This is a genomic window from Streptomyces coeruleofuscus (assembly GCF_039532725.1).
In the GTDB taxonomy this organism is placed as follows: domain Bacteria; phylum Actinomycetota; class Actinomycetes; order Streptomycetales; family Streptomycetaceae; genus Streptomyces; species Streptomyces coeruleofuscus.
This window is the reverse complement of record NZ_BAAASE010000002.1, coordinates 485,662-500,499: the sequence shown is the minus strand read 5'-3', so window position 1 is coordinate 500,499 and position 14,838 is coordinate 485,662. Positions and strand designations below refer to the sequence as shown.

At 71.8% G+C, this 14,838-nt stretch carries 14 protein-coding genes; 9 read left to right on the top strand and 5 right to left on the bottom strand.

Going from position 1 to position 14,838, the window contains the following annotated elements; genetic code table 11:
• The first annotated feature begins 2 nt into the window (after positions 1-2).
• The 3 genes from ABFX81_RS09400 (at position 3) to ABFX81_RS09390 (ending at position 4,506) form a co-directional block, all read left to right on the top strand.
• Entirely contained in the window at positions 3-2,504 is a 2,502-nt protein-coding gene (locus ABFX81_RS09400) for a substrate-binding domain-containing protein (RefSeq protein WP_086849751.1), read from the top strand.
• Complete coding sequence (locus ABFX81_RS09395) at positions 2,504-3,916, top strand: extracellular solute-binding protein (protein ID WP_086849754.1); 1,413 nt, start codon at positions 2,504-2,506, stop codon at positions 3,914-3,916. Before ABFX81_RS09400 ends, ABFX81_RS09395 begins: the two co-directional genes overlap by 1 nt.
• Positions 3,917-4,023: 107 nt before the next feature.
• Positions 4,024-4,506 (top strand): hypothetical protein, encoded by a 483-nt coding sequence (locus tag ABFX81_RS09390; protein ID WP_086849756.1) that lies wholly within the window; start codon positions 4,024-4,026, stop codon positions 4,504-4,506.
• Between the two features lie 236 nt (positions 4,507-4,742).
• Here the strand turns inward: ABFX81_RS09390 and ABFX81_RS09385 are convergent, their stop codons facing one another.
• On the bottom strand, positions 4,743-5,180 hold the full coding sequence (locus ABFX81_RS09385) for an ATP-binding protein (protein ID WP_086849760.1): 438 nt from the start codon (positions 5,178-5,180) through the stop codon (positions 4,743-4,745).
• 86 nt (positions 5,181-5,266) lie between these two features.
• Between ABFX81_RS09385 and ABFX81_RS09380 the strand changes: the two genes are divergently transcribed.
• Positions 5,267-6,115: a Scr1 family TA system antitoxin-like transcriptional regulator gene (locus ABFX81_RS09380; RefSeq protein WP_086849763.1), complete on the top strand. Its 849-nt coding sequence runs from the start codon at positions 5,267-5,269 to the stop codon at positions 6,113-6,115.
• Positions 6,075-6,272, top strand: coding sequence for a DUF397 domain-containing protein (locus ABFX81_RS09375; RefSeq protein WP_086849765.1), 198 nt, complete (start codon positions 6,075-6,077; stop codon positions 6,270-6,272). Before ABFX81_RS09380 ends, ABFX81_RS09375 begins: the two co-directional genes overlap by 41 nt.
• On the opposite strand, the gene ABFX81_RS09370 is transcribed toward ABFX81_RS09375, so the two are convergent.
• The 3 genes from ABFX81_RS09370 to ABFX81_RS09360 all read right to left on the bottom strand — a co-directional run bounded on the left by ABFX81_RS09370 (position 6,262) and on the right by ABFX81_RS09360 (position 9,630).
• Positions 6,262-8,262 carry a YncE family protein gene (locus tag ABFX81_RS09370; protein ID WP_086849767.1) on the bottom strand — a complete coding sequence of 667 codons (2,001 nt, stop codon included), beginning with the start codon at positions 8,260-8,262 and terminating at the stop codon, positions 6,262-6,264. The genes ABFX81_RS09375 and ABFX81_RS09370 overlap by 11 nt on opposite strands.
• 159 nt (positions 8,263-8,421) lie before the next feature.
• Positions 8,422-9,093 carry an HAD family hydrolase gene (locus ABFX81_RS09365; RefSeq protein WP_346137902.1) on the bottom strand — a complete coding sequence of 224 codons (672 nt, stop codon included), beginning with the start codon at positions 9,091-9,093 and terminating at the stop codon, positions 8,422-8,424.
• A gap of 366 nt (positions 9,094-9,459) precedes the next feature.
• Positions 9,460-9,630, bottom strand: coding sequence for a hypothetical protein (locus ABFX81_RS09360; RefSeq protein WP_346137901.1), 171 nt, complete (start codon positions 9,628-9,630; stop codon positions 9,460-9,462).
• A 115-nt stretch (positions 9,631-9,745) separates the two neighbouring features.
• On the opposite strand from ABFX81_RS09360, the gene ABFX81_RS09355 reads away from it, so the two are divergent.
• The 4 genes from ABFX81_RS09355 to ABFX81_RS09340 all read left to right on the top strand — a co-directional run bounded on the left by ABFX81_RS09355 (position 9,746) and on the right by ABFX81_RS09340 (position 14,004).
• The gene (locus ABFX81_RS09355) at positions 9,746-11,089 is read left to right on the top strand and encodes a tetratricopeptide repeat protein (protein WP_086850888.1); all 1,344 of its coding nucleotides are present in this window, start codon (positions 9,746-9,748) and stop codon (positions 11,087-11,089) included.
• A gap of 88 nt (positions 11,090-11,177) precedes the next feature.
• Positions 11,178-12,167, top strand: coding sequence for a permease (locus tag ABFX81_RS09350; protein WP_086850890.1), 990 nt, complete (start codon positions 11,178-11,180; stop codon positions 12,165-12,167).
• Complete coding sequence (locus tag ABFX81_RS09345; RefSeq protein ID WP_086850892.1) at positions 12,164-12,994, top strand: TIGR03943 family putative permease subunit; 831 nt, start codon at positions 12,164-12,166, stop codon at positions 12,992-12,994. The genes ABFX81_RS09350 and ABFX81_RS09345 overlap by 4 nt, the downstream gene beginning before the upstream one ends.
• Before the next feature lie 221 nt (positions 12,995-13,215).
• A complete protein-coding gene (locus ABFX81_RS09340; RefSeq protein WP_086850893.1) occupies positions 13,216-14,004 on the top strand; it encodes a GAF domain-containing protein in 789 nt (262 codons plus the stop codon).
• Positions 14,005-14,021: 17 nt separating this feature from the next.
• Here ABFX81_RS09340 and ABFX81_RS09335 read toward each other — a convergent pair whose 3' ends face one another.
• Entirely contained in the window at positions 14,022-14,825 is an 804-nt protein-coding gene (locus tag ABFX81_RS09335; protein ID WP_086850895.1) for a hypothetical protein, read from the bottom strand.
• Positions 14,826-14,838 lie beyond the last annotated feature (13 nt).

Genomic DNA, 14,838 nt, shown 5'->3' with positions numbered 1-14,838 from the left:
CGGTGGTCCGCTTCGACCCGCGCGGCAGGGTGAACCGGGCGCTGCTGGTCGGTGTGTCCGAGTACGACCACACGGCACCGCATCCACAGGGCGTCAACGGCCAGCTCCCCGCCGTGCGGCACAACCGGATGCTGCTCGACGACGCGCTGAAACGGGGCGATGTCTTCGGTGCGGGCGAGGTGAAGACACTGCCCTCACCGACCCCGGACGACTTCACGGGGGCGCTGCGCCGCGCCTGCGACGAGGCCAGGGGACTGCTGCTGCTCTACTTCGCCGGGCACGCCGTCACCTCCACCGCCGGCGACGAGCTGCACCTCCAGATGCGCACCGCGCGGGTGCTCACCGGCAACGGGCTGCCCGGCTCGGTCCCTTTCAGCCTGGTGCTCGGCGAGCTCGCCGAGAGCAACGCCGAGCAGGTGGTGGTGATCCTCGACTGCTGCTACGCGGGCAACGCCGCGGGAATCTGGCACCGCCTGGACGATCCCGATCGGAAGAAGCACAAGGTCCTGCTGCTGATGAGCGTGCAGCCCAACCGCTGCATCCTGGGCGGGGACGCCGACATGGCGACGCCGTTCACCCGCGAGGTGGTGCACGTCCTCGACGGGGGCGGGGAGGTGTGGCTCTCCCAGCTGTACGCCACGGTGAAGCAGCGGATGGCCGAGGCGAAATACAAGGCGGAGGTCAACGACCCGCAGCGGCCGCAGGCGCTGGCTCCCCCCTGGGACTCCGACGACGTCCTGCTGGCGGCGGGCCCGGCCCCGCCACCGCCGCTGCCGAAGCCCTCCTGGCTCCAACGCACACTCGCCCGAGCCGGCAAGGCCGTCCGCCGGCTCGGCCGCACCGGCCTGGTGGCCGTACTGGCGCTGATCGCCACCGGAGCCGGCGGCTACGGCTTCCTGGTCCTGGCCGGCGACTCCGGCGACTGCGCCCCGGCACTGGAACTGCGTCTCCTCACCGACCCCGACCTGGAACCGGCGATGAAGGCGGCCGCGGACGCCTACGTCGCCTCGGACGCCAACACCACGGACGACGGCTGCCGGCGCAGCGGCGTCACCGTCTACAGCTCCGGTGCCGCAGGCGTGGTGACCGCGTTGAGCAAGCGGACCGACGCCTGGCAGCAGCCGCGCGACGACGACAACCCGCAGCGGGACATCGGCCCGCAGCCGGACGTGTGGATCCCCGCCACCCGCGCGGACGTCCGCCGGGTCACCGCGTCCCAGGAGGACCGCGTCTTCGCCCATCTGACGGCGGACGACGAGCCGTTCGCGTACTCACCGGTCGTCCTGGCCGTCCCCAAGGGCCTGGACGACGCCGTCGAGCCCACCGGGCGGACGCTGTCCCAACTGATCACCGATCTCGAACAGGCGCCCGGCGAGGCCGAAGTGCGCCGCCCCGACCCGGCGTTCGCCGACTCGGCACTGCTGGCGACCGTCGGCCTGTACGGCGGCCGAGCCGACGCGCGCGGCGCGGAGCTGCGCATCACGCAGTCCGGCCGGCCCGAGCCCTCGGCCGTCAGGCTGCTGTGCACGCTGGCCGACACCCACGCCGTGGACGACCGCAGCGCGGCCCTGGTCCCGGAGTTCCTGCTCAGGAGCGGCGTCGGCTGCCACCCGGCCACGCGCGCCCCGCGCACCGCCGTCTACCCGGACGACGTCCCCGGCCTGGAACCCACGTTCGTGCGGGTGCGCTGGGAGGACGCCACGCGGGACACCGACGCGCGGACCACCGAGACGGACCGCTTCCGCTCCTGGCTGACCGACGACGAAGGCCGGAAGGTGCTCGGCGAGCACGGCTTCAGGTCCGCACAGGGCGAGCGACGCCTGCTCGACCCGAAGTCGGTTGGTGACGGGCTGATCGACGAGGTCCGGCCGGCGGAGTCCGCCGAACCGAAGGAGATGGACAAGGCGCTGGAGAGCTACGGCAACGCGCACGGCCCCGGCCGGGTCCTGTTCCTCGTCGACAGCTCCGGCTCGATGGCCGGCCTGTGGGACGGATCCAGTGGCGGCCCCGGCATCATCGAGCAGACCCTGACCGGCCTCGGCGGGGAGGACGAGTACGGGGTGTGGGCGGTGCACGGTCTCAAGGGCCGTACGCACACCGACCTCATGCCCTTCGGCACGCACGCCCGGCCGGACGCCGAGCGCGCCCTGGCCGCCGCCCGCGTGCGGAGCGCGGAAGCCGATCCGTCCGCCGCCCTGGTGGACGCCCTGGCGTTCATGCGGGAACGCGGCGCCGGGGACGAACGTCCGCAACTGATCGTGTACCTCACCGACGGCGAGGACGACAACCGCCTGACCGGCGACGGACTCGAGCGGGTGCTCGACCGGGCCCGGACCGCCGGCGTGCCCGTGGCCATGGTGACCCTGAAGAACGGGGCCTGTGACCGGGACCGTCCCGGCACGCGGATCGCGGAGGCCGGCCGGGGCCGCTGCCTGGACGCCGGGGACGACCTGGTGCCCGCCCTGCGCGACGAGGTCGCCCGCACCGGAACGGGGGAGGAATGATGGCCCGACGCCTGACGGCCGCCTCGCTGTCCCTGCTGTCGCTGCTGACGTTCACGGCCTGCACCGGCGGTGACGTACAGGAGCCGCCGGCGGACGCCGACTCCTCCCCCCGGATCGTGGTCGCCAGCGGCCAGGACGTCACCGGCAAGAACGGCATCCGCCAGCAGCTCATCGACGCCTGGAACGCCAAGGAGGGCGAACACGGCTACCGGGCCCGCCTGGTGGAGCTGCCCGGCTCCGCCGACCAGCAGCGCAGCCAGCTGCTCGGCGCCCTCCAGTCCGGCAGCGCCGAGTACGACGTGGTGAACCTGGACGTGACCTGGATCCCGGAGTTCGCGGAGGCCGGCCGGATCCGCCCGCTGGACGACTCGGCGGTCAAGGAGCCCGAGGACCTCATCAAGTCCGTGGACAGGACGTCGTACTGGGACGGCAAGCGGTACGCGGTCCCCTTCAACAGCGACGCGGGCCTGCTGTACTACCGCAAGGACCACCTGGTGAAGGCGAGCGCCTCCCGCACCGACCTCGGCGGCGACGACGTCAGCTGGGACGGGCTCCGGGAACTGCGCGGCCCCCTCGACGACGCCGGGATCGACGACTACGAGGCGATCTGGACCACCCAGCTCGCCGCCTACGAGGGCCGCACCGTCAACGCGATCGAGGCGTTCGCCTCCGCCGTACCGAACTTCCGGCTCACCGACGGCGACGGCAACTACGTCGCTACCGAGGAGCAGTTGACGACGGGGATGACCGAACTGTGGGAGCGCACGCAGTCGCCGTACCTCCTGGAGGGGTCCGCCGAGTCCCGCGAGGCCGAATCGCTCAGCGCCTTCGCCGAGGGCCGCACCACCTTCCTGCGGCACTGGCCGTACGTCTACCCGACCCTGCACGAGACCTTCGGGAAGAACCTCGGTGTGGCCCGGCTGCCCGGCAAGGCGGTGCTCGGCGGCCAGAGCCTGGCCGTCACCTCGTCCACGTCCGAGCAGCGGGCCGCCAAGGCGGCCGAACTGATCGCGTTCCTCACCGACCCGGACAGCGAACGCTGCCTGCTGCGCGCCGGTTTCGCCGCGACCCGCGCCTCGGCCTACGAGGAGCCCGAAACCGCCCCCGACTGCCGGCACGCCCGCGCGTACGCCGAAGGGCCCACGGCGTCCCCCACCGGCGAGGGCACAGGCCGTATGCCGCCCGACCGGATGGCCGACGGCACCAGCTACTTCCGCGGCATCCTGCGCCCGGCCCTGGGCGCGGCGGTGGAACGCCCCCGCACGCCCCTGTACGGAGCGGTGACCCACACGCTCACCACCGAACTCGACGCCCTGTACGGCCCGCCACGAGGCCCGGGCGGAAGCCGGCCGGGCGTCGCGGAGATCGCGAAAAGCCTTGACGAGGCATTGAGGAAGATTTTGCCCGGTTGAATATCCTCCCGGTGATGTTCACATTTTCTCCATTGCTTACGTGTGCCCCCGGTGGGTAGCGTCTTTTTCGCACTGACCATGCAATTCGAAAAAACGCGAAAACGGGGATGGACTTCGTGAGCATACGAAGCAAGGGAATTTCTGCTGCCGTCACCTTCGCCATGACCGGCGCGCTGTGCGGCGCCGGGGCGCAGGCGGCACAGGCGGCACAGGCCCAGCCGGAACTCCGCGCCGGAGCGGACGAGATCTGCGCGGTCCTCGGGATCGGCAGCGGCGCGGCCGGCCTCACCAAGGCGCTGGCCAAGGGCGCTTCGTGGGTGGGGATCGGCGCCAGCATCGGGTGCTATGCGTACACCAAGGCGAAGGAGGCCACGCCCGCGCAGAAGCGGGCCGCCATGATCGCCTCCTACAAGAAGTACCAGGCGATGAGCGACATCAAGAAGCTCGATGCGCTGGGCTACTACTGCCGTAAGAAGAGCGGCGGTGGTGGCGGCACCGATGTCGCGCCCGCCAACCCGACCGTGAAGGTGGGGTACCGCGACATCAAGATGAAGGGCGTGACGTACAAGTGCACGGCTACCGGGGACTGACCGGCCGCCGTGGCCCGGGCTATGGAGAACGCCTGCTGTTCTCCATAGCGCTGGTCGTGGTGAGTCTGTTGTGGATCAGGCAGGACATGGCGGCGTGGGCGACGGCGGTCTGTGCGGTTGGCGCCGCCGGTGGAGCGGTCGGGGTTTGTTACTTCGGCTGGCGTTGCATTCGCGCCCGCGAGAATTCACAGTAGCTGAAATTTTGGGGGGTGAATTGAAGAATTCGCTCGCTGGATTCACCCCCCGAATTCTTTCCTCACGTCGCACTCGAACCAGACGGTCTTGCCGGGCCGGTCGGGCAGTGGATGCCACCCCCACCGGTCCGTGACGGTCTCGACGATGAGTACGCCGCGTCCGTCCTCGGCGAGTTCGTCCACGGCTGTGGACAGCGGCGGCCGCGGGCAGGTGTCCGTGACCTCCACGCGCACCCCACGCCCGTCCGGCCGCCGCGTCATCAGCACCGCGGCGCGCCGGTCGGGCGTGTGGCGTACGACGTTGGCGACCAGCTCGGTGAGCGCGAGACAGGCCGGGTCGCACAGTTCGGTCATCTCCCAGCCGGCGAGATAGACCCTGAGGATGCGGCGCAGGTGCCGGGCGGAGTGTTCACCCAGTGTGAAGTCCGTGCCATACCTGGCGCCAAGTCCGCCGCCTTGGCGGGCAGTTACGTGATTCATGCCACCAGCGTGAAGTCGTGTGGTTACTCTCGGCTACAGACCGAAATGAACGCCGTGCCGCGTTCGGACCTGGGGGTGACCGCTTCATGCCCAACATCCGCCGACTCGACCCCACCGCCTCGCCGCTGGACTACTTCGGCTCGGAGCTCCGCCGGTACCGGGAGAGTGCGGGGCTGTCCCAGAAGGAACTGGGGGACTGCATCTTCTGCACGGGCTCGCTGGTGGGCCAGATCGAGACGGCGCACAAGGTCCCGACCAGGGAGTTCGCGGAGCGGGCGGATGCGGCGCTCATGACGGACGGGTGTTTCTCGCGGTTGGTGGGGCTGGTTCTGCGGAGCCAGCTCCCTACGTGGTTTCAGGCGTATGCGGAGATGGAAGCGAAGGCGACCTACATCTCCACGTACCAGGCCCAGTTGGTGTACGGGCTGCTACAGACGCCGGAGTACGCACGGGCCGTGCTGGCAACCGGCATGCCGGACAACCTCGACGACATGGTGGCGGCCCGCTTGGAACGCCAGCGCATCCTGAAGCGCGAGCAGCCGCCGCTGACACTCGTGGTGCTGGACGAGGCGGCGCTGCACCGCCCGATCGGCAGTCGCGAGATCATGCGCAACCAACTCGCGCACTTGTTGAGTTTCCGGGACCAGCGCTGGGTGAACATCCAGGTGCTGCCCTTCGGGGCGGGTGAACACGCCAGTCTCGTCGGGTCGTTCAACGCCCTGCGCTTCGACGACGACCCGGAGATCGTGTACACGGAGGACATGATCTCGGGCCACATGACGGCCAACCCCGACACTGTCAGGGAAGCCGCCCGCCGTTACGCTTCCTTGCAGGCCGCTGCCTTCTCGGTGAGGGACTCGGCGGCACTGATTGCGCGTGTGATGGAGGAGCGCTATGGGGAGCAGCCAGAACCTGACCAACACGCGGTGGCGTAAGTCGTCGTACAGCGGTAATACGGGGGGCGATTGTGTCGAGGTCGCCGACCTCGGTACTCCCGGCGTCGCCGTTCGCGACTCCAAGAAGCCCGAGGCCGGGATCCTCACCGTCTCTCCGGAGGTCTACGCCGCCTTCATGACCTTCGTCACCGCGTGAAGACGAAGTACTTCCACGCGCCGTACGTCGTCGTGTTGACGTTGTCGCCCGACTTCGTGTCGATGTAGGACGAGCGGATCCGGAAACGCGGACCGACCGGCGGCGTGCCGTCGAGTGTCGCCGCGTCCTTGCCGTAGCGGTCGAGGGCGAAGTACTCCGTGGTCGTGGTGCGCCACGCGCCGTCGGAGTAACGCTGGACCCGGAGCTGGTACTTGCGGCCCGGGTACATCGACATCGTCGTGTTGTGGACCGGGTCCTTGGACTTCCGGAAGTAGAAGTACTTCTGGTTCCACGCGGTCGCCGACTTGTAGTAGCCGCTCAGGGACGTCGAGACCTTGACCCTGGTGTAGACCGAGTTGGTGACCGTCTTCGGGGCGTACCGGGTGTCGCCCGTGAACTTCGCGCTGACCTTCGTGTCACGGGTCAGGCGGATCGTCGCCGAGAGGTCGCCGGCCGAGTTCACCTTGCCCTTCTTCACCAGCGCGTTCGGCTTGTCGGAGCCGTACGGGTCGGCCCAGATCTCGACCGTGCGGTTCTTGTACGTCGTGCCGAGATGCGCGGTGAAGGTGACGTCACGGCCGTAGTCGTACACCTTGCCGTCGTTGCTCAGCGTCAGCGTGGTCGCCGTCTTGGCCACGGTCGTCGAGGCGGAGGCCGTGGCGCCCGCGTGGTCCGCGTCGCCCGCGTACCTGACCGTGTACGTCACCTTGCCGCCAGCCGGCGGGGTGTCCGTGAAGGAGTACGAGCCGTCGGCGGCGACCGTCGCCGTGCCGAGGGGCTTGCCGGAGGGCGACTCGTCGTCGGTGCGGGTGACGGACACCTTCGTGCCCGCCGGGAACGCCGCCGAGGAGGACAGTGTGCCGGTGAGGGTGAGGGACTTGGCGCGCGTGGCCGTGGCAGGCGCGTTCGCCGTGAGGGTGGTCGACGTCTTCGCCGGGGCGTCGAGGATCCGCAGCGAGTAGACGTTGTCGTCGTTCTGGGAGATCGCGAACAGCTTGCTCTCGTCGGGTGCCCAGGCCAGGCCCGCCGGGGCCAGGGTGTCGGAGCCGCTGCTGGTGCCGGTGTTGGGGAAGTCGTACTGCTTCAGCGGCAACGACGTGCCCGGCTTGAAGACATGGACGTCCGGGTCGTACCAGGAGAACGTGCCCGCCGCGACGTCGCCGTTCGGGGCGATGTCCACCGCGTTCGGATAGGTGTTCGTGACGTACTTGCCGTCCGCGGACAGGTCCGAGAGCTTGTAGACCGGCTGGTAGTACGGGGCGCCGCTGGCCGTGACGACGCCCTTGCCGTCCGGCGTGACCGCGAGATCCTGGAGATTGCCGCCGCCCGTGTCGCCCGGGTCGCGTGCGTACGCGGTACGGGTCGCCGTACCGGACGAGACGTCGTACACGGCGAGTTCGACCGGGCTCTGGCCCGGCGCGCCCGCGGCGAGCGTGCCCGGGGCGCCCGGGGAGGCGTCCAGGATCGGGGCCTCGTAGAAGGTGCGGCTGGTGTCCTGGCCCAGGGTCAGGCCCGGGTCGGTGGCGTTCGGGTCGAGCGAGCCGATGTTGCCGTCGCCGGAAGCGCCGTAGCTGAACCACAGCTTGCCGCCGGCCAGGGCGACGTACGCCGGGCCGGCGCCCTGGCCCGTGGACCAGCGACGGTTCTCGGTCGCCGTGGCCGTGTCGATCGCGACGATCGCGGTCGCGTCGTGCACGGCCGCGTACAGGGTGCCCGAGTCGGGCGACAGCTCCAGGCCGTGGACGCCGGGCAGCGAACCGACGGTGGCGACGACCGTGCCCGCGTAATCGGTGACGACGACCTGGCCGGCCGTCGGATCGCTGATGAAGACCCGCTGGTGGACCCCGTCGACGACGATGTCGCCGGTGGACTTCAGGGGCAGGGTCGTACTGGAGTCGGCCACCGCCGACCCTGCGCCGGTCGCGACCAGTGCGACCGAGCTGAAGAGGACCGCGAGCGTCGTCGCGGCCGAGAGAGTGCGTCTGTGCACGGTTTTCGAACCCCCCGGAACGAAAGTGATCAGCAGGAAGAGGTGATCAGCCTGCGCAGGCTAGATCACTCCACTGACAACCGGGAACCGGAAATCAAGACGCCGGTGTACAGGCGCAGTTGGCGTCGGGCACTGTTGGTGTGCGTGGGTAGGAGTGGTTCAGTGGGGCGCGCCTCGCAGTCCTCCGGCCCACGCCAGCAGTCCGGGATCGAGCAGGCTGGTCCCCCGCCAGTCGTGGTCGAGGTCGGCTCCCTGAAGAGACGGCACCACCGCGACGTAGAGACCGGCGGCACGTGCCGAGGCGACGCCCGTGGCCGAGTCCTCGAAGGCGACGGAGCGTCGGGGAGTCGTGCCGAGTGCCTCGCACGCCGTGAGGTAGAGCTCCGGTGCGGGCTTGGGGGAGCGCACTTCGTCGGCGGCGAAGGAGTACGTGAAGCAGTCGGCGAGACCGGCCGACCGCAGGGCCACGTCCAGAAGCTCCCGGGGGCTGTTGCTGGCTACGGCGATGGGTACGGCCGCCCGGCAGGCGCGCACCAGTTCCACCGCCCCGGGGAGGGCCGCGGCGCCTCGGGACAGCTCTTGGCGGACCCTTTCGAGGAGTTCGGCGGCGAGCTCGGCGCCGGCGCGGGGGCGCCCGAGGTACTGCGCCATGGCCTCTCCAGCGGCCTCCACGGTACGGCCGATGACCAGCGCCTTCTGTTCAGGGCCGAAGGGATGGCCGTGTGCCGCGAAGATGGCCGATTCCGCCACGGTCCAGCAGGCTTCGGTGTCGACCAGCAGGCCGTCGCAGTCGAAGACCACGGCCTCGGTGCTGGTGGGGAGCGGGCGCATGCGGATGTCCTTTCGCTCGGGTGGATGCGTGGATCGCGCGGCTCACTGTCCGAGCGCGGAGCCGGATGCCGAAGGCGGCGATATGGCGTCCAGGGTGATCATGAGTGATCACCCTAGGGTCGGGCCCCCTAAAGATCTACATTTCTGCCCGGAATCGGGCAGGGATGGCGCTGTTCGTCTTTGGTTCGGCGCATCACGCCTCAGGTGACGTGCCCGGAGCCGCGAGGCGGGAAAGCTCCCACGGGTCGTGCGCGCTGAAGACGGTGACCTCGTCCGCGTGGTCGTGCCGGAGGGCGCGCAGGCGGTCGCGGGTCGGGCACGGCGCGACGGGACGCCCTCGGCTGATCCCCGAAGCGTGACACGGCCTTAGGGGGTGCCCCCGCCGCCCTCGGCCTCGAACTGGACACCGCGGAGTTCCGGCGGCTCCGCCGCTCTCGCCGGCCCCGCGTTCGCCGCGAGCAGTAGGGTCGCGACGGCGACGACGGCGGCGGCGAAGCCTCGGGCATACCGCTCGGCGGTGCGTGGGCGTTCGAGCACGGCGACCTCGCAACAGGGGCGGCGACTACGACAGCAGCGTGTTAAGCGCGTTTAACTCTCGGTTTAACCTAGGGGCTGTCGGAGCCGAACGGCAAGAGGGGCAGGGGGAGTTGGGGTGGGGGAGCGGGATGATCCGGGGACCATCGGACGCCGGGTGCAGCGGTTGCGGGTCGAACGCGGGCTGACACAGCGGCAGTTGGCGGAGCCCGTGTACACCCCCGCCTATGTCTCCACCCTGGAGTCGGGCCGGGTGCGGCCCTCCGACGACGCCCTGCGGCATCTCGCCGGGCGGCTCGGTGTCGCCTTCGACGAGCTCGCCACCGGGCGTTCGGCCCGGCTCGTGACCGAGTTACGGCTGCGGCTGACCGAGGCCCAGCGCGTCTTCACCGTCGGTGAGGCCGAGGCGGCGGCCGAGCAGTACGCCGAGCTGCTCGTCGAGGCCGAGACGCAGGAGCTGGCCGGGGAGCAGGCCGCCGCGCTGCTCGGGCTCGGCGAGTGCGCCCTGGAGACGGGTGAGCTCGTGGCCGGCCGGCAGTACTTCGAGCGGGCCGAGGCCTGCCTGGCCGGCGCGCCGCTGCTCGCACGGGTCCCGGCGCTGCGCGGGCGGGCCGTCGCGCACTATCTCGCCGGGGAACTCCGGTACGCCGTCTACCTGCTGGAGACCACCCTCGACGAGCTGAATCGCGGCGGGCTGCACGACCCGGACGCCCTCTTGCTGCTCTACTCCAGCGCCATCGGGCCGTACATGGACATGGGCGCGCACGCCCGCGCCGCCCAGGCCGCCGAGCTCGCCCTGGCACTCGCCCCGCAGTCCGGCGACCCGGCCCTGGTCGCGCGCATGCACCGGTCGGTCGCCCGCACCCTGGTCGCCGAGGGCCGCCTCGCCGAGGCCGACGCCTCGCTGGCCAAGGCGGCCGAGCTGTACCGGAGCCTCCAGATCCGCACCGAACTCGCCCACTGCCACTGGATGCGCGGCTACGTCTACGCCCAGGACGGCCAACTGGAGCGGGCGGAGGCCGAGCTGCGGGAGGCCCTCGGCATGCTGTCGGCCAAGCGCGCCGCCCTCTACAGCAGCCAGGTCGCCGTCGAACTGGCCGACGTGCTCCACCGGCGCGGCGAGTCCGACGAGGCGGCGGCCCTGCTGCACGGCGTCCTCGACGACCTGTCCCCCGAGCGCGGCGCCGTCCACTCCGCCGCCGCGCACCGCCTCCTCGGCATCATCGCCGAGGACGCCCGCCGCACCGAGGACGCCGAGGAGCACTACGTCCGCGCCCTGAGCCTGCTGGAGCGGGCGGGCGCGGCCGGCGACCTGGCCGACCTGTGCCGCCTGCTCGGCGACCTGCTGCGCCGCACCGGGCGGGTGGAGGCGGCCCTGGACGCCTACCGGACGGGTCTCGGCCACCGTACGGCCCCCGGCACCACCACCCTCGGGCCCGCTCCCGCACAGCCACCTTTGTGAGGCCACAGGGGCCTCGCACGCTCGTGCGGGTTAGCCTCCTCCCGGGACGCGAACGACCGGGGCGGGGCACGTGGAGAACCAACGGACGATGGCCGACGGCATACGACTGGGCCTGCGGGCCCTGGTGTACGCCGTCCTCGGGGGCGCCGCGCTGATCGCCATCGGGACGGTCGTGTCGGTCCTCGGGCCGATGCTGGCGCTCGATCTCTACACGCCACCCGTCGCGGCCTGGTGGACGGTGTTCACCGCGATCACCGTCCAGGGCGTGCCCTTCCTGCTGCTGGGCACGGTCGTGTCGGCGGCGATCGGCGCGTTCGTGCCCGAGCGGGTCTTCCAGCGGTTGCTGCCCCGCCGTACGGTGCTCGCCGTGCCGGTCGCGGGGGCGGCGGGGGTCGTTCTGCCCGGCTGCGAGTGCGCGTCCGTGCCGGTGGCGGGCAGCCTGATGCGGCGGGGTGTCGCCCCGGCGGCCGCCCTCGCCTTCCTGCTGTCCGCGCCCGCGATCAACCCCGTGGTGCTGGTGGCGACCTCCGTCGCCTTCCCGGGGCAGCCGGAGATGGTCCTCGGCCGGCTGGTCGCCTCGCTCGCCACGGCCGTGGTGATGGGGTGGCTGTGGGCGCGGTTCGGGCGGGAGGAGTGGCTGCGGCCGCCGAAGCGCGGCACCGCGCACGAGCCGGGCGGCGGGCCGCGTGCCTTCGTCTCCGGCCTCCAGCACGACTTCCTGCACGCCGGCGGTTTCCTCGTGCTCGGCGCGGCGGCCGCGGCGACCTTCGGCATCGTCGTACCGACGTCGGTGCTGGAGGTGTTCACCGGGTCGGCCTGGCTGTCGGTGCTGCTGCTGGCCGTACTGGCGGTCGTGCTGTGCGTGTGCAGTGAGGCCGACGCGTTCGTGGCGGCGTCGCTGAGCGGCTTCTCGCCCACGGCGCGGCTGGCGTTCATGGTGGTCGGGCCGATGGTCGACCTGAAGCTGATCGCGCTCCAGACGGGCACGTTCGGCAGGTCCTTCGCGCTGCGGTTCTCCTCCGTGACCTGGCTGGTGGCGGTCGCGAGCAGCGTCCTGGTGGGGTGGTGGCTGCTGTGAGGCGCTACGGACCGGCCGTACTGCTCGCCCTCGTGGGCGCGGCGATCCTGCGGGTGTCGCTCTTCAGCGACCTGTATCTGCGGTACGTGCAGGTCGGGCTGCGGCCGTATCTGGTGGTGTCGGGGGTGGTGCTGGCACTGCTCGCGGTGGTGACGGCGGTGCTGGTGCGGACGGCGGGTGAGCAGGAGGACCCGGAGTATCCGGGGGACCCGGAGCATCCGGAGAAGCCGGAGAACCCGGAGAACCCGGAGAACCCGGAGAACCGGGAGAACCCGGAGAGCTCCGAGGACCCGGAGGATCTTTACTCCCACCCCGGCCACACCCACGGCCCCGCCGGACCCCGCGTCGCCTGGTTCCTCACGCTCCCCGCCCTGGCCCTGCTGCTGTTCCCGCCGCCCGCCCTCGGCTCCTACAGCGCGGAACGCGAGGCCGACCGGCGTGCGGCCCGGGGCATCGGCACCTTCCCGGCCCTGCCGGCCGGGAACCCGCTCGACCTCACCCTCGGCGACTTCGGCTCCCGGGCGGTCTACGACAGCGGCCGTTCCCTGACGGGCCGCACGGTCCGGCTCACCGGCTTCGTCACCCGCGACGCCGACGGCACCTGGTACATCACCCGCCTCCTCGTCTCCTGCTGCGCCGCCGACGCCACCACCGCCAAGGCCGAGGTGCGCGGCACCGGCGCCCCGCCCGTCGACACCTGGGTCACGGTCACCGGCACCTGGCACCCGGAGGGCGAGCTGGGCTCGGACGCCGCCTGGCCGCCGGTCCTCGACGCCACCTCCGTACGGCGGGTGCGGCAGCCGGACAACCCGTACGAGAAGCGCTGAGGGCCGGACCCGCGGCGGTGGCCCGTCGCACGGGTTTCGCCCCATCTGCGACGGGTAGTCGGGGCACGATTCCGGGAGGACGTCGGGGCACGATTCCAGGAGGGCCCGGCGGCCGCCGCACACCGGCCGGCCCGGGCGGGCGGTGCCCACCGGCCCAGCCCGCGGCCGGCGGGCCCGGCCCGGAAGAGCGTCGATGTGAAGGCCGGTGATCGAAGGAGGCGGTGGTCGTGCGGCCCAGGGACGATCCCCGAGGCGCACCGGGCGGCGACCCCGGTCCCCGCCGCACCGGGGGTGACCTGGACCTGGACGGGATCCGGGCCGCCGATGTGATCGCCAGGGGCGTGCGCGGCGCCGAGCCGGGAGAGGTCCCGGGACGGCTGTGCGAGGTGGCCGTCGAACTGCTGCCGGTGGACGGCGCGAGCGTGTCGCTGCGCAGCGACGGCATGCCCGTCCAGCTGAGCGCGAGCAGCGCGCACGCCGCGCACCTGGCGCAGATCCAGGCGACGCTGGGCGACGGCCCCTGCCAGAGCGCGGTGGAGGACGGGGCACCCGTGCTCGCCTGCGATCTGACGACCGGCCGTGACGCGGGCCGCTGGCCGGTCTTCGCCCAGCAGGCCACTGAGGCCGGGGTGCGGGCGGTGTACGCGGTGCCGCTGGGCAGCGACGCGGTGTGCGTGGGCACCCTCGACCTGTACCGCGACAGCCCCGGCGGGCTCACCGACCGGCAACTGCACGTGGCCCGGCTGGTGGCCGGTGTCATGACGGTGGCCCTGATGGCGCTGCCGCGCGAGGCCGAGGCCGAGTGGCGGGACGAGGAGCCCTGGCTGAGCGGGCTGGGCGCGGACCACGAGGAGGTCTACCAGGCCGTCGGCATGATCATGGCGCAGCTCGGCATGAACGCCGACGACGCGCTCGCGCGGCTCCGGGCAGACGCCTTCGCGCGCGGCTGCACGGCCCTCGACGCGGCCCGCGACGTGATCGCCCACCGCAGGCGTTTCGACCGCTACTGAGATCCGGCCGGCGCCGGTCAGATCCGTGCTTCCCCCTGCTTCCTGATCTCGGACAGGCGTTGTGCCCCGAGTTCCGCGGTCTGCCGCGTGACCTCCTCGTGCACCTCGTCGAGACCGGCGTTGGTCAGCGTGATCGCCTCCTCCCCGACCCGCACGGCCGCGAGGTCCATCGTGAGGTACGTCAGCTCCCCCTCCTCCGTCTCGCCGGTCAGGGTGACCCGCAGGGCCTGCCGGGCGTCCCCCACCGGCGGCAGCGGCATGTCGCCGACCTGGACGGTCTGGACGCTGCCGCGCGCGGTGGCGGCCGTGAACTCGCCGCATTTCCCCGGCAGCGACTTCAGCCAGGCCAGGGCGCGGTCGACCTCCGCAGAGGGATGGGCGGCGACGTGGTAGCGCAACTGGGCGTCGCTGTCGGCGTCGTCGAACGCGACCGTCGCCCGCGGGCCGGCCGGGGCGCCGAAGGGCTCCTCCGTGTAGAGGACGTCGAGCAGCCGCTGGCAGTCACGGTCCTGCGTGGTCGCCTTGAGCAGCCCGTCGCGCCAGGTCCTGGCACCCCGCGTCGGTCCCCACGGCTCCCCCAGATCGACCGCGGTGATCAGCGCCGCCTGCGCCTGGGCCTCGGTGAGGCCGGCCCCGGAGCGCGCGGGCCGCTCGCCGGCGGGCGACGCGCCGGTGGGGGTGGCGGAGGCGGAGAACCACCGTGGCCGCGGCTCGTCCTGGACGGAACAGGCGGCCGTGGCCGGCAGTGCCGTCACGGACAGCGCGGTGGCGAGGAGGACGCGGGCACCTGCACCGCGTCGGCCGGCCGGGGGCTGGGGCATCGGAGGGCCTCCT

What these genes read in the sequence shown, in the direction of transcription:
- ABFX81_RS09375 (WP_086849765.1), top strand. Translation starts at nt 6,075, where the DNA reads ATGGGGAGCAGCCAGAACCTGACCAACACGCGGTGGCGTAAGTCGTCG.
- ABFX81_RS09395 (WP_086849754.1), top strand. Translation starts at nt 2,504, where the DNA reads ATGGCCCGACGCCTGACGGCCGCCTCGCTGTCCCTGCTGTCGCTGCTG.
- ABFX81_RS09335 (WP_086850895.1), bottom strand. Translation starts at nt 14,825, where the DNA reads ATGCCCCAGCCCCCGGCCGGCCGACGCGGTGCAGGTGCCCGCGTCCTC.
- ABFX81_RS09350 (WP_086850890.1), top strand. Translation starts at nt 11,178, where the DNA reads ATGGCCGACGGCATACGACTGGGCCTGCGGGCCCTGGTGTACGCCGTC.
- ABFX81_RS09390 (WP_086849756.1), top strand. Translation starts at nt 4,024, where the DNA reads ATGGACTTCGTGAGCATACGAAGCAAGGGAATTTCTGCTGCCGTCACC.
- ABFX81_RS09385 (WP_086849760.1), bottom strand. Translation starts at nt 5,180, where the DNA reads ATGAATCACGTAACTGCCCGCCAAGGCGGCGGACTTGGCGCCAGGTAT.
- ABFX81_RS09380 (WP_086849763.1), top strand. Translation starts at nt 5,267, where the DNA reads ATGCCCAACATCCGCCGACTCGACCCCACCGCCTCGCCGCTGGACTAC.
- ABFX81_RS09365 (WP_346137902.1), bottom strand. Translation starts at nt 9,093, where the DNA reads ATGCGCCCGCTCCCCACCAGCACCGAGGCCGTGGTCTTCGACTGCGAC.